Below are 14,513 nucleotides of genomic sequence, written 5' to 3'. Positions count from 1 at the left end.
TATGAAGCTTTCGAATCGACTTACAGAGATTTTTAATTTAATTCCTGATCAAGCACGTGTTGCTGATGTGGGAACAGACCACGGATTACTTCTTATCAAAGCGATCCAAGAGCATAAAGCGTCTTTTGGTTATGGTCTTGATATTGCAGAAAAGCCATTACAACAGGCACGTGAAAATGTCGATCGTTTTGGATTAAAAGATAAAATTGAACTTCAGTTAGGTAATGGTCTTGAAGGGTTTCAGGGTGACGCTAATTGCTATGTTATTGCGGGAATGGGCGCTGAAACAATATGGTCTATAATTTCTAATTATAAATTTAATGAGAATGATACAATTATCATTCAATCAAATACAAAAAATGCTTGGCTGCGTCAAACCGTTAGTGAGCATGGATTTGCACTTATTGATGAACGATTTATTTTAGAGCGAGAAATTCCAGTATTTATTATGGTAATCAAGGTCTCGACGTCAAACCAGAGTGCATTAACACAGGAAGATGTGTTGATTGGTCCTGTGTTAAAAAAACAACTTAATGAAGATTATCGAATCTATTTAACCAATCGCGCAAATCATCTATATTCTATTAAGAAGCATAATGTTGCTTTCGAAGAAGAATATAACACCATAAAGAATATTTTAGAAAAGGAGTGTTAATATGATGAATAATATTAATAAAAGATTTTTTGAACTGAATAAATTTAAAGATCTTACATCAGTTCAAGAAAAAGTTCTTAAAGAAATTAAGACTAAGCGTGATTTGATTGTTAAATCGGATACCGGTACAGGGAAAACGCATGCGTTCTTATTCGCTATTTTGGAACTTATTGATCCAACGGTAGAACAAACACAGGCTTTAATTCTTGCACCAACGCGTGAATTAGCGATGCAAATCCAGAGCTTTGCACGTGAAATTACTACTTTAGATGAACGCATTACGACCGAACTTGCAATTGGTGGTATGGACAATAGCCGTCTTAAAAAGAAAATTGAAAAACAACCGATGATTTTAATCACGACACCTGGGAAATTTATTGATATTTTAGGTTGGAGTGTTCTAAGACTCGATTTCATCAAGACTTTTGTTATAGACGAAACAGATATGATGTTAGACTATGGATTTATCAATGAAGTTGATACGATTGCATCAAGATTATCGAATGATACAATTTTTATGCTTTACAGTGCGACAATTCCAAGTGGGCTTCGTGCATTCATTAAAAAGTATCTAAAACACCCTATTGAAATCGTTTCAACAGAAGAAAAATTGAAACCAAGAATTGATCATATTCTCATTAATCAACGTCATCGTGATATGAATGAAGCAGTCCTTGACGTTTTATCAGCAATCAATCCATTACTTGCTGTTGTTTTCGCCAACACTAAAGTACAAGCAGGGGAAATTGCTCGATATCTTCGTGATTATGGAATTGAGTGTGTAGAGTTACATGGTGACGTTAGTGACCGTGGCCGTAAACAGGTATTGAATCAAATTAACAGCAAACGTGTTCAGTACATTGTTGCGACTGATTTGGCTGCTCGAGGTATTGATTTACCTGAAATCAGTCATGTCATTAATGCAGGGTTACCAAACCATGATTTAGATTTCTATACGCACCGATCAGGCCGAACTGGTCGAAGTGGTCGACAAGGATACAGTATTAGTATTGTTACCCAAAAAGATCAGGGTGCGGTAACGCGATTGATGAAAAAAGGTTTACGTTTTGAGTATAAACGCGTTAAAGATGGAGGTCTTGAAGATGTCCGTCCTTGGTTTAACCTCGAAAAACGTACCAAACAACTCGATCCAGAAATTGTCCAGGTGCTTCATCGTAAAAACGTGAAGGTTAAGCCTGGTTATAAAGTTAAGCGTAAACGAGAAATTGAACGTTTAACAAATAAGAAAAAACGTAATATGATTCAACAAGAAATTCGAGAACAGAAAAAAGAACGTGCAAAAGCAAAACAACGCGAACGTGCACTCGACACTGAGAAGTAGTGACTTAACGGGAGGTTTTGATGGGTATTTTTAAGCGACGTAAAAAAACTGACAATTATACAGGAAGCAGTGAACATTTAAAACAAGGATTAGATCTTGATAAGATGATTAATAATCGTCTGAAAATCTTTGTTGTTATTTTAATCGCCATCGCTGGGGGTCTTGTTTTTAGATTGTATAAGATTCAAATTGTAGGTCAGAATCATTATGAAGATTTACTAGCTAAATACTCATCGCCACCAGTTCGAATGCCAACAATGCGTGGTGAGTTTTTGGATTCGAAGGGACGTATTATCGTTTCAAATAAAGCTGTAAATTCAATAACCTATTATCCGTCAAAAATGCCTGAAGGCATGAAAGAGGAAGAAGTAGCGCTTAAGTTTGCAAAGCAGTTTGAAGTTAAAGATGAGTTGAATGAAGATGATTTAAAAGTATTATGGCTGAGAAAAAACAATCTTGGTGAAAGTCTTTTAACAGAAGAAGATCGCAAAACAATTAAAGAAACGGACATGGATCAGAGTGCCGTCGAGTCGTTAAAGAAAAGTAAAATTACGAAAGAGATGACTGATTCCCTTTCAAAAGATGATCGCCTTGCTTTTCAAGTGCAAGTTAAAATGGGAAACATTCAAATGGGGCAACCCTCAATTATTCTAGAGGAAGCCACGAATGAACAAATTTCGTATTTAGCGGAACATGCTGCTGAATTTCCCGGCTTCTCACGTACGACATCTTGGAAACGTGAACCCAATAAAGAAGTGGATTTAATGTCACTTATTGGTGATTTAGGGGATGTTCCATATGAAAAACGGGATTATTATGTTGCTGAGGGATATGAACTCAGCGAGCAGGTAGGAGCCTATGGATTAGAATACCAATATGAACAATTCCTTTCGGGTTATAATAGTGAATATGAACGAACCTCGGGAAGTAAGTTTAAACTTCAAAAAGATGGACGCAAAGGTAATGATATACGTTTGACTATCGACATGGATTTACAAAAAGAAATGGAAAAGATTGTTAAAGAGCGTCTTGATTATCAAAAAAGCATTGGTGAGCGTACAAAGATTAACAATCAAATTCATGTTGTAGCAACCGATCCTCAGACCGGCGACATTTTAGGTATTGTAGCAATGGTCCGTGGTAAAGACGGTAAATACTATAATGATCCTCAGTTAACGATGCTTCAAGGGTATCCTGTTGGGTCAACGATTAAAGGGGCGACAGTATACATGGGGTTGGATCAAGGGGTTATGAAACCCGGTGAGACCGTCAATGATACGCCTATGTATATTGAAGGGACACCACCAAGACATTCATGGCGTAATCTTGGAATTGTTGATGATCAGACGGCATTACAACATTCTTCAAATATTTACATGTTTAATGTTGCAATACGTCTTGGTGGATCTTCATATGTACCCAATGGACCACTTGTATTTTCGGATGCTGAAAAAACCTTTGCACTTATGCGAAATTACTACAGTCAATTTGGTTTAGGGGTTCGTACTCAAGTAGATTATCCGCGAGAAGAAATTGGTTATAAAGGCGGAACAAGCAATTCAGGTTCACTACTAGAATTTGCGATCGGTCAATTTGATAACTACAATGCAATGCAACTCAGTCAATACATCACGACAGTTGCTAATGGCGGATATCGATTACAACCTCATTTTGTAAAAGAAGCGTTAAATCATGATACGCACCGTCCTGTCTATCAAAACAATGTTAATATTCTTAATTCCATTGAAAATAAAGAAATGTTAGAGCGAGTTCGTTCCGGTATGCGTTTGTGTGCTTCCTCAAATATGTGTGGGGATCTTATCGCAACCGTACCATATAGTGCTGCAGCAAAAACTGGGACAGCGCAAGCGTATGATCCAGAGATTGGTTCCTATATCAATAATACATATGTTGCATTTGCTCCATATGAGCAGCCCAAAATAGCTGTAGCATGTATTGCACCGCTTGCTTATACTGAAGATTTATCGAATCCTGTTACAAATATTTGTACTTCAACAGGAGATCGAATTGTTGATGCTTATATGAATTTAAAATAATATATGCAATTAAAATAATATATGATATAATGAGTTGGCTAATAAATATTGGAGGTAACTATGAGAACTCAAGCGATTTTAGTTTGCACAGAATGTGGCGATGAAAACTATCACACAAGTAGAAACAAAAAAGTTCAATTAGAACGTATGGAAGTTACAAAATACTGCCCACGTGAGCGCAAACATACATTACATAAGGAAAAAAAATAAGCCTCTTTTGGCTTTTTTTTCTAGGTGAAAACGATGAAAGTAACATACAAGACATTAGGCTATGCAGCCACAAATACATATTACTTAAGTGATGGGAACCAAATGCTTATCATTGATCCATGTTTAGATCCACATCAAAATACTACCAATCTTTTAAAACCAACAGAGGGTTTTGAGGTTCTTGGCGTGCTCTTGACACACGGCCATTTTGATCATATATCGGGTGTTGACGTTATCGTGGATACATTTAAGTGTCCGGTATACATGTATCATGAAGAAATTCACTATCTAAAAGATATGTCGTATAATTTATCAAATCAAACACCGGAGCCTTTTACGATCAATGCGAATCCGATTGCAATTGATTTGGAACCGTTAACAATCGGTCCTTTTGAATGTGATGTTGTTAAGACAGCAGGTCATACCAGTGGCTCTATTTCTTTTGTTTTTGATGATTTTATATTCGATGGTGATTTTATATTTGAACAAAGTATTGGAAGAACAGATTTACCTACTGGCAATATGAACGTCATGAATGCATCACTAAGAAGTTTTATAGCGGATTTTGGTGATATTGATTATATACTTTATCCTGGGCATGGGTCACCAACATCACTTTATAAAGAAATTGAAACCAATCCATATTTAAAACCTAATCTATAGATTAGGTTTTTTTTATCTATTCTCGTAATTTAAGGTATGGAATATATTGATAAGAAATTACATGATTTATTAAAGATGGCACTTTCACAATCAATTACAGATATCCATTTCGACATTACGGAAATCTTTCAAGTGATTCGCATGAGACGCCATAAAAAAACGATTAGAGTAATCCATGATCCAGGATTGAGCAAACTCTATGAACACTTAAAATATATATCACGTTTTGATTTAAGTTTAACAGACATTCCACAAACGGGGACGTTTAGTATGATTTTTGATCGAAAGTATTATTTTAGATTTGCTGCAATTGAAACGTTTGAAAGAAAAAATGGTGTTGTTCGGATTTTGAATATTGTATTGATTCATTCTGCCTACGAATGTATATCGAATAAGCGAATTGTAAAATCACTTTTAAAATCTTTTGAAGTAAACTCCGGTTTAATTCTATTTTCGGGTGTAACCGGGTCAGGTAAGTCTACAACCATGTTCAATGTTCTTAAGGAAATTACGACAGCATCCATTTACAGTGTTGAGAGTCCAATTGAGCATTTCTATAGCCATATTATCCAACTCGAGCCCATTAAATCACGACTTACTCAAGAAGATATTTTGAACCAACTTTTAAGGATGGATGCTGACATCATTGTGTTTGGTGAAATACGTACACGACAGGATTTAAGTCTATGTATTCGAGCTGTGAATATGGGGCATCGTGTATGTGCTACGATTCATGCGAGAAGTTCTTTTCATACAATCGATCGTCTCTTTGATCTTGGCGCAACGCGCTATGAAATTGAAACAGGATTAAACGGTATTTTATACCATTATCTGAAAAATACAAAAGGAGGGGCTATTTTTAAACATGAATTTTCAGATAAACTTCAAATTTATGACTACCTTAATCAAACATGTAAAAACGAACCTGTTGTCGATCTCTGAAACGGATAAATCAGTTTTAAGGCTTCTTGTCGTTGGTCTTTCTTTTCAAGAAATTAAATTTTACCTAAACATAAAAGATCAATCTTTCGATGCATACCTTCATCGAATCCTTCCAATCAATCTCTATGCACTTTATCCTCAAGTATCTGGAATTACACTTCTAAAGTTATACGATGAACTTAAAACACGAAAAGCTTATCGTTTCAAATTATTATGTCAATCGCTCGGATATTGGATTTTTCTTCACGCAGTCGTTTTATTTATGTTTGTATTTTACCGGAATCTATTGTATCCCGCTGTCGCCAAAGAACTTGAAGTATTTTCAAATAATCAGATTTATTCAAATGTTTCTCAAATATTGAGTCGAATTCTTTTGTATTTACAAATGTTGTTTCTAATACTTTTTATTTTAGCACTAAGTGTTTGTAGTCATAAAAAAATACGAATGATGATTGGTGCGGTGATCAATGGAATTTGGAAAGATAATTTGCTTGTTTTGTATCTATCGGAACAATTTTGTTTATTCTTCTCGATGATTTATCCTGAAACTAAAACAACACGTTTAACGCTTAAGTGTCTTCGAACTTCACTTTCTAAAACACTATCTGGTTCAATTGCATTTGAAATTGAACGTCTTTTGGAACAGGGTCAAGACATTTCAGATGCGTTATCACAGGCTTCGCTCCATAGTTTAATTAAAAGCAATATGCGTGAGGGATTTCTATTTAATAATTTAGAATCGGTTTTCGGCACATGTTTAAATCTTACAGATATTCTTATATTGCACAATCTTACAAAAGTCATTCGAACATATAGGATGTTCGTCTCGATAAACATAATTATGATTGTGGTTATCTACTATGAACTAGTTATGATTCCACTTAAACTTATGGAGGGATTATGAAGCAAGGGTTTACGCTAATTGAAATGGTACTTGTGATGACGATTGTTGCAATTATCTTTATGTTGACACTACCAAACATTCAAAAGACGATCACGATGGTAAATCGGAAAGGGTGTGATGCTCAGAAGAAAATCGTAGATGCAGCAATTATGCAATATAAAATAAATTATGATGAATTACCAACAACAATAGATCAACTGATTAATGCAGGTTATTTAAGAGCAAATCAATCTAAATGTTTCAACGGTGAGGGCATCCACATTGAAAATGGTCAAGCTGTATAATATACGTTTTAGCCTGTGTGAATTTCTTCTTATGGTATTTGTTGTGAGTGCATCGATTCCAATATTTCTTTCGTTTCAAATTGAGATGAAGCACGAACCCAATTTGCTTGAGTATCAATTAAGTGCAATGGAAGATCTCGAAGTGGTTCCAATTCATGATAATCATTGGTTTAATGCGAATGGAAACATCAATAAAGGAGGGACAATTCAAATTGACGAGTACCGTTGTGTCATTCAACTTGGTTTTGGACGGTATCGCTGTGATTAACTGCTTTACTTATATAGAGGTGATGTATTGTTTATTTATTTTAAGTTTGATGACTTATTTATTGTGTCTGTTTTATGCATAGAGCTTATTCGTTAATTGAGTATCTCTTGTGTTTAGCAATTACACCTTTGTTAATGCTTGTTTTAAATCAGGCTCTTGAACGGAGTTACATGCTTTTGGCTGAGGCACCGAGAATTAAACAGAATGCTGTTTTTGAACTTCAGGTGCAACAGCTTTTAATTCGGAGTCGACGCGTAAAATGTGAAGCCAATCGGATATACTTTGAAAGAAACAATTTAGTTAATGAAATCAGTTTTAATGGGAAATATATTATTAAAAAACCAGGTTATGAGATTCTCTTGCATAATGTTACAGACTTTTCATGTGAAGGAAGTAGGGTGACTTATACGTTTGAAGCGAAAGAATACGAGTTTTATGGATGGTAACCTTGTCGGTTGCGCCAATGTCGTTTTTGTTATTTTATGTTTTTCAATTATTAAAGCATCAACACTCTATGTAAAGTATTATCGAATGAAGCAGACCATTAATAATATACAACAACGGATCGAATTGGAACGACTGGTGATTGACCATTTTTGTTTTGAGGATGAGGATTTCATGTACGAAGATGCTAACTTTGAAGTTTTTGCACAAAAAAAAGATCAAAAAGTTTATGTTTCTATAAATGGTATTAGGTCATATCGGTTTTCTTATGATATAATTGATGATGGAAGTTTTAACTTAACTAAAATGGAGGATTAATTATGATTCAATCAAATGATTTAAGAGCTGGGATGTCAATTATCTATGAAGACAACTTATACCAAGTGTTGGATACATCGCATAATAAAACAGCGCAACGACAAATGATTATCAAAGCTAAAGTTCGTAACATGCGTTCAGGTTCTGTTACGGAACTAACAATGATCGGTGGCGATAAAGTTGAGCAAGCACATATTGATAAACGTGTAATGCAATATCTATATGATGCTGGCGAAGAACTTGTTTTCATGGATGGTGAAACATACGAGCAACTCGAAATTTCAAAATCCCGTCTTGAATGGGAAATGAACTTTATGAAAGAAAATCAAGATATTACTGTTGTTTTCTATGAGTCTGAAGTACTTGGTGTTAATTTACCAGAAAAAATCGCTTTAAAAGTTACTCAAGCTGAGCCAGCTGTTAAAGGTGATACAGCAACGAATGCTCAAAAAAACGCTGTTGTTGAAACAGGTTTAGAAATCCGCGTTCCGTTATTTATCAGCGAAGGTGAGATTGTACTTGTAAATACTACAGATGGTAAATATTCAGGTCGTGCATAAATCTATTATCAAATAACCACAAGCAAATTCATTGTTAAATCGTGAATTTGCTTTTTATTTATCAGTACAATTATTGGACATTAGGTACAACTTTACTTATAATAAACGTGTATACTTCAGGGCAGGGTGAAATTCCCGATCGGCGGTAAACCCCGCGAACCAATTGGTTGAACTTGTGAAATTCAAGTGGCGACAGTTAAAGTCTGGATGGAAGAAGTTTTTTTCATGTTCGCCTTGAGTATTAATATTTTTTACAAGGAGGCTAATATGAAAAAATATAATACTCGCACAATGGTTAATATAGCAATGCTGACTACAGTATCCGTGATTCTCTACATGTTTGAATTTTATGTACTTCCGGGATCACCGTTACAAGCAGATTTAAGTGATTTACCGGTTATTATCGGTGGTTACCTTCTCGGCACAGGTCCAGGACTTATGATTGCTTTTTTAAAGAATATATTGCATATGTTCTTTTTATCAAAAAATGCAGGACCGGTTGGAGAGATTGCGAATTTTAGTTATGCAGTCTTAATCATGCTACCCATTGCATGCTATAAACCTACTACAAAAACCAAACGTAGTGGATTATATGTTTTTACAGTATGTGCGAGTGCACTTTTAATGAATCTTATTAATTATTTTATAACATTCCCATTATATGGAATGAGCCAAGAAGGCGCGTGGAACTTGCTCTTTGCGGTGTTTTTACCATTTAATTTAGCAAAAGGGACGCTCTTAATCGTTTTCTTTAGCGTTTTACGTCCCCATTTACATAGAATCACAGGACATTAATGTGATATAATTACCTCAAGGAGTGATTGGATATTATGAAATCTCGAGTGAATAAATATCAAGACTTACATGAGCAAATTGCATTGGACTCTGAAAGTAATATTGAAAATTCAGATCTCTCACATTTTGCGAATCGATTGAATCAAATTGATAATCAATTTGATAAAATGGATGTCGTTGCAAGGGAAGATCGTGAGCCAACACATGCACGCCAAATTGAAGAGGTTCAAGAAGAACATTCGATTGATGAAGAACCGAAAGTAGAACCTCAATTTGATACGTTTGAGAGTGCATATCTCAAAGATTTTTTGGATGAAGTAAAAGAGTATAATGTTCGCAAAGGTTATCGTGATCTTGAGAATACCGATGCAAATATTTTAAGCGAGTTAAATAAATCGTCAGAAATTGCGAAGCCATTTAATGACGATGAAATGACAACGGTCTTACATGCGATTGATCCTGAACTGTCAACGATGGATGCAGATGATTTTATTGAGGATGAAACGGAAGAAGATGTGAATCTTGATGAATTACCCAATCTTGATGAGACAATAGTATTCAAATCTGTAGAACATAATTCAGTTGATGCGTATGAAGCAGAGGATGAGCTTGAAAAGACAATTGCGATGGCAGTTCAAGAAATGGTTGATGATGAAGAAACTGTAGTAGATATTAACAACCAAGAAGCATTATCTGATGTCGAGTTTGAATTAGATTCTGATGAATTTGACAATATTTTGTCTGAGGAAGACGATTCAATATTTGAAATGCAAGCGCAATTAGAGGCGATGGAAGATTATTCAGACAGTGATTTTGACTCGGATAAATTCCGCAGTGAATTACTCGCTCAAACACAAACATTACAACATAAGATTATTGATCAAGAACAAAATATTGATCAAATGAATGAAACGATGGTACGAACGAATAGAATGTTAAACGTTGTGTTATCATTACTCATTCTTGCGATTATTGTTGTATTGTTATTGATTGTAGCGCAATTTAGGAAGTAGGAATGTTTTTGTGTTTAATATAGCAATTGATGGACCGAGTGCATCGGGTAAAAGTACCATCGCTAAGCAATTAGCAAAAAAATTAGGATTTGTCCATATTGATACGGGAGCAATGTATCGTGCAGTAGCACTAATTTGTTTAAATCAAGATATTGATTTGAATGATGAAGAATCTTGCTTTAATATCGTTAAAGATTTAGTTATTGAATTACCAGAAGAAAATATGATTTTGGTTAATGGAGAAGATGTGTCACTTCTTATTCGAAATGACCGTGTATCCAAAGCAGCTTCACAGGTTTCTAAGCATAAATCGGTTCGAGATGTATTGGTATCCATTCAACGCGACATAGCTTCGAAAAAAGGATTTGTATTGGATGGACGTGATATTACATCGGTTGTTCTTCCAGATGCAGAAGTGAAGATTTTTCAAACAGCGGATGCAGGGGTTCGTGCGCGTAGACGTTTTAATGAGTTGGTTAAAAATGGAATTGAAACGACCTATGAAGCAGTTCATGCAGATTTGCTTGAACGTGATGCGCGCGATATGAATCGTCAAGAATCACCACTCATTAAGGTTGAAGATGCCATTGAAATAAATACAACATCAATGTCAATTGAAGATGTTGTATCACAAATAATAAATATTATAGAGAGTAGGAATTTGAATGATTGATGGAGTAGTAGCAATCGTTGGCCGTCCTAATGTAGGGAAATCATCTCTGTTTAATCGAATTATGGGCGAGAGAATTTCTATTGTTCATGATGAAGCAGGGGTTACGCGTGATCGTCTTTATGGAAAGACCACATGGTTAACAAAAGATTTAAGATTTATTGATACGGGTGGAATTCAGATGGAAGGTCAACCGTTTCAAGAAGAAATAAAGATGCAAGTTGATATTGCAATTGATGAAGCAGATATGATTATTTTTGTAGTGAGTGCCAAAGATGGTTTGACTACGGATGATGAGTTTATTGCACGTCTTTTAAGACAAACCAATAAACCAGTTATTATTGCTGCAAATAAGGTTGATGATGTTCAATTTGTTTCAGATATATATGAATTTTATGCACTTGGTTATGATGAACCGTTTGCGGTTTCCTGTGAACATGGTATTGGTTTAGGGGATCTCCTTGATGAAGTCATCAAAAAATTACCACAAGATGGTATCACAATGTATGAAGATGAACTTAGTTTCTGTGCAATTGGTCGTCCTAATGTAGGGAAAAGTTCATTGGTCAATGCAATATTAAACCAAGATCGTGTTATTGTTTCCAATATTGAAGGTACCACACGTGATGCAATCGATACGCCTTTTAGAATGAATGACCGTGATTACGTAATCATTGATACTGCTGGGATTCGAAAGCGTGGAAAAATATATGAAGACGTTGAAAAATATTCCGTTCTTCGTGCAATGAGCGCGATTGATCGAAGCGACGTTGTTCTATTTTTAATTGACGGTGAAGCCGGTATTCGTGCTCAAGATAAACACGTAGTTGGTTTTGCGCATGAAGCAGGAAAACCAATTATTATCGTTTACAATAAATGGGATGTCGTAGATAAAGAAGAAACGGCAATGGAAGATGTTAAAAAAATCATTCGTAGTGAGTTTATGTACTTATCCTATGCTCCAATTGTATTTGTATCCGCATTAACACGTAAACGTGTTCATACATTGATTCCCTTAATCGAAGATGTTCACGCAAATAGCATCAAACGTATTAGCACCAGTGTTATTAATGAAGTTATTCATGATGCTGTAATGCTTACGCCACCGCCATCACACAATGGAAAGCGTTTAAAAGTATTTTATGCATCACAAGTAAGTACGGTGCCACCAACTTTTGTAATTTTTGTGAATGATCCTGAGTTGTGTCACTTCTCTTATAAGCGATACTTGGAAAATGCTCTGAGAAATGCTTTTGATTTCACAGGGACACCGATTCGAATACTTATTAGAAAGAGGGGAGCTTAATGAAAATCGGAATTGTAGGTTCTGGTAGTTGGGGAACTGCTTTGGGGCAAGTCTTAGCGGATAATGGCCATGAAGTTATGATGTGGGGACGTAAGTTGGACCAGGTTGTTGATGTTCATTTATATCATTTAAATGAGGAATTCTTCCCAGGGGTAAAGCTTAACGAACGATTAGATGCTACACAAAATTTCGAGGATATTTTAGACTCTCAAATCATACTGCTTGCGGTGCCAACTGGAGCCGTCGAAGAAGTATGCATCGAGCTTAATGCTCATTTAGATCACCCTGTCATCATTATTAATGTCGCGAAAGGACTCCATCCTACAACGCATGAGTTGCTTGATCACGTTATTAAGCGTGTTATCGATTCCGATAAACTCACAGGTGTTGTTAGTCTCATTGGTCCTTCTCATGCGGAAGAAGTTGTTTTACGTAAAATTACAACTATTAATGCCGTGTCGGATGATATGGAACTCGCGGAACAAATTCAATTACTTTTCTCTAATGAATATTTTAGAGTTTACACCAATGATGATGTGATTGGATCTCAATATGGAGTTGCTATCAAAAATGTAATTGCACTTGCAAGTGGAATTGCTGCGGGGTTAGACGCAGGTGATAATGCACGTGCAGCATTAATTACACGTGGTTTGACAGAAATGCAACGATTTGGTGTACACATGGGTGGACAGCCGGAAACCTATCTTGGACTTTGTGGTGTCGGTGATCTCGTCGTAACTGCGACATCGGTACATTCGCGCAATTACCAAGCGGGTATGGAAATTGGTCAAAAGAATTCAGCTGATGGATTTTTAGATCATAACACAAAAACTGTTGAAGGCGTTTTTGCTGCAAAGGTAGTTTATGAAATTGCAGTGGAAGAAGGCATTGAGATGCCAATAACTGAACAAATTTATAAAATTATTTACGAAGAAAAACGCCCTTCTGAAGCCATAAGTGAATTAATGGTGAGAGATTTGAAACCTGAGCGTATTTAACTTGTCAGACAGCAGTTATAATGCTATTATTTGATTATGAAATGGAGGTTTCAATATGAGTGAAACATACAACAAGAAATTATTAAGCGAGTCAATCGCTGGCAAATTAGACATTAGTAAAAAACAAGCAAATGAATTTATCGAAACATTCCTAGACGAGGTAAAAGAAATTCTCGAAAACAAGGGAACAGTCGATTTAGCTGGTTTTGGAAAATTTGAGGTTCGTCATCGTGCAGAGCGTGATGGTTTTAATCCTCAAACAAAAGAAAAAATCCGCATTGCCGCATCACACAGTGTTGGATTCAAACCTGCGAAAGCTCTTAAAGACGCAGTTAAATAATTAATGATTTTAAAAAAGGAGCTCGTCTCCTTTTTCTATAGTGGAGGTTAGTATGGGTTTAATGGGTGTCGGCTATGGATTTGTAATCCTTGCCGCTATAATATCTTTTGCTGCACAGATTTATGTCCAGTCTGCCTACAGCAAATACAGCCAAGTTGATACATTTGAGCATCTGACGGGTGCACAAGTTGCACGTCGTATTTTGGAGTTAAAAAATATTGATGATGTTCAAGTAGTTGAATCAAATGGTGGTGAATTGAGTGATCATTACGATCCAACCAACAAAGTTGTTGCACTTTCACCTAAAGTTTATCACGAGACAAGCATTGCTTCGGTTTCAGTTGCTGCTCATGAATGTGGTCATGCAATTCAACACGCTGAAAATTATGGTTTTATTGCTTTACGTAATAAAGTTTTACCGTTTGCAATCGTTGCAAGTAAATTTAGTATGATTCCAATTATGATTGGTTTATTTGGAAGTCCACAATTTTTAAAAATTGGAATTATCTTATTATGTGTTATTGCAGTTTTCCAACTCGTAACACTTCCTGTTGAGTTTGATGCGTCCTTACGAGCCGTCAAAATATTAGAACAAGAGTCTTTACTTGACTCAGGGGAACTTCAAGGTTCTAAGAAGATGTTAACGGCTGCAGCGTTGACTTATGTTGCAGCATTGGTTGGAACACTATTGAGTATTCTACGTTATATTGCGATTTATAATCGAAGAAACGATTAAGACACCAA

At 35.7% G+C, this 14,513-nt stretch carries 19 protein-coding genes and 1 riboswitch; all 19 genes read left to right on the top strand.

Features of this window, described 5'->3' with window-relative positions; all coding sequences use genetic code 11:
* Position 1: 1 nt before the first annotated feature.
* Positions 2 to 655, top strand: coding sequence for a class I SAM-dependent methyltransferase (locus tag AAG186_RS05000; protein WP_342621329.1), 654 nt, complete (start codon positions 2 to 4; stop codon positions 653 to 655).
* Position 656: 1 nt separating this feature from the next.
* A complete protein-coding gene (locus AAG186_RS04995; protein ID WP_161636380.1) occupies positions 657 to 1,997 on the top strand; it encodes a DEAD/DEAH box helicase in 1,341 nt (446 codons plus the stop codon).
* 20 nt (positions 1,998 to 2,017) lie between these two features.
* A complete protein-coding gene (locus AAG186_RS04990) occupies positions 2,018 to 4,054 on the top strand; it encodes a penicillin-binding protein 2 (RefSeq protein WP_342621328.1) in 2,037 nt (678 codons plus the stop codon).
* Between the two features lie 60 nt (positions 4,055 to 4,114).
* Positions 4,115 to 4,264, top strand: coding sequence for a 50S ribosomal protein L33 (gene rpmG / locus AAG186_RS04985; protein ID WP_125164426.1), 150 nt, complete (start codon positions 4,115 to 4,117; stop codon positions 4,262 to 4,264).
* A gap of 33 nt (positions 4,265 to 4,297) precedes the next feature.
* Positions 4,298 to 4,927 (top strand): MBL fold metallo-hydrolase, encoded by a 630-nt coding sequence (locus AAG186_RS04980; RefSeq protein WP_161636382.1) that lies wholly within the window; start codon positions 4,298 to 4,300, stop codon positions 4,925 to 4,927.
* Between the two features lie 36 nt (positions 4,928 to 4,963).
* Positions 4,964 to 5,869, top strand: a complete 906-nt coding sequence (locus AAG186_RS04975) for an ATPase, T2SS/T4P/T4SS family (RefSeq protein WP_342621327.1) — start codon at positions 4,964 to 4,966, stop codon at positions 5,867 to 5,869.
* Positions 5,793 to 6,773, top strand: a complete 981-nt coding sequence (locus AAG186_RS04970; RefSeq protein ID WP_342621326.1) for a hypothetical protein — start codon at positions 5,793 to 5,795, stop codon at positions 6,771 to 6,773. The genes AAG186_RS04975 and AAG186_RS04970 overlap by 77 nt, the downstream gene beginning before the upstream one ends.
* On the top strand, positions 6,770 to 7,057 hold the full coding sequence (gene comGC / locus AAG186_RS04965) for a competence type IV pilus major pilin ComGC (protein ID WP_125164428.1): 288 nt from the start codon (positions 6,770 to 6,772) through the stop codon (positions 7,055 to 7,057). The genes AAG186_RS04970 and comGC overlap by 4 nt, the downstream gene beginning before the upstream one ends.
* A 31-nt stretch (positions 7,058 to 7,088) precedes the next feature.
* Complete coding sequence (locus AAG186_RS04960) at positions 7,089 to 7,325, top strand: competence protein ComGD (protein ID WP_342621325.1); 237 nt, start codon at positions 7,089 to 7,091, stop codon at positions 7,323 to 7,325.
* Between the two features lie 74 nt (positions 7,326 to 7,399).
* Positions 7,400 to 7,771, top strand: coding sequence for a hypothetical protein (locus AAG186_RS04955; protein WP_342621324.1), 372 nt, complete (start codon positions 7,400 to 7,402; stop codon positions 7,769 to 7,771).
* Entirely contained in the window at positions 7,737 to 8,087 is a 351-nt protein-coding gene (locus tag AAG186_RS04950) for a hypothetical protein (protein WP_342621323.1), read from the top strand. Before AAG186_RS04955 ends, AAG186_RS04950 begins: the two co-directional genes overlap by 35 nt.
* Before the next feature lie 2 nt (positions 8,088 to 8,089).
* Complete coding sequence (gene efp, locus AAG186_RS04945) at positions 8,090 to 8,647, top strand: elongation factor P (protein WP_161636386.1); 558 nt, start codon at positions 8,090 to 8,092, stop codon at positions 8,645 to 8,647.
* Between the two features lie 108 nt (positions 8,648 to 8,755).
* A riboswitch (FMN riboswitch) is annotated at positions 8,756 to 8,870 on the top strand.
* Between the two features lie 44 nt (positions 8,871 to 8,914).
* A complete protein-coding gene (locus AAG186_RS04940; RefSeq protein ID WP_161636387.1) occupies positions 8,915 to 9,442 on the top strand; it encodes an ECF transporter S component in 528 nt (175 codons plus the stop codon).
* Positions 9,443 to 9,477: 35 nt separating this feature from the next.
* Complete coding sequence (locus AAG186_RS04935; RefSeq protein ID WP_125164434.1) at positions 9,478 to 10,455, top strand: hypothetical protein; 978 nt, start codon at positions 9,478 to 9,480, stop codon at positions 10,453 to 10,455.
* Positions 10,456 to 10,465: 10 nt separating this feature from the next.
* On the top strand, positions 10,466 to 11,128 hold the full coding sequence (cmk, locus tag AAG186_RS04930) for a (d)CMP kinase (RefSeq protein WP_342621322.1): 663 nt from the start codon (positions 10,466 to 10,468) through the stop codon (positions 11,126 to 11,128).
* Positions 11,121 to 12,431, top strand: coding sequence for a ribosome biogenesis GTPase Der (gene der / locus AAG186_RS04925; protein WP_200542814.1), 1,311 nt, complete (start codon positions 11,121 to 11,123; stop codon positions 12,429 to 12,431). The genes cmk and der overlap by 8 nt, the downstream gene beginning before the upstream one ends.
* A complete protein-coding gene (locus AAG186_RS04920; protein WP_161636391.1) occupies positions 12,431 to 13,429 on the top strand; it encodes an NAD(P)H-dependent glycerol-3-phosphate dehydrogenase in 999 nt (332 codons plus the stop codon). Before der ends, AAG186_RS04920 begins: the two co-directional genes overlap by 1 nt.
* Positions 13,430 to 13,484: 55 nt before the next feature.
* Positions 13,485 to 13,769 (top strand): HU family DNA-binding protein, encoded by a 285-nt coding sequence (locus AAG186_RS04915; RefSeq protein ID WP_003773810.1) that lies wholly within the window; start codon positions 13,485 to 13,487, stop codon positions 13,767 to 13,769.
* Between the two features lie 52 nt (positions 13,770 to 13,821).
* Positions 13,822 to 14,505: a zinc metallopeptidase gene (locus tag AAG186_RS04910; RefSeq protein ID WP_200549057.1), complete on the top strand. Its 684-nt coding sequence runs from the start codon at positions 13,822 to 13,824 to the stop codon at positions 14,503 to 14,505.
* Positions 14,506 to 14,513: the final 8 nt, after the last annotated feature.

The sequence above is a fragment of the Erysipelothrix sp. P66 genome, assembly GCF_038682365.1.
Taxonomy (GTDB): Bacteria; Bacillota_I; Bacilli_A; order Erysipelotrichales; family Erysipelotrichaceae; genus Erysipelothrix; species Erysipelothrix piscisicarius.
The sequence above is the reverse complement of the archived record's forward strand: the minus strand, read 5'-3'. Positions and strand labels throughout refer to the sequence as shown.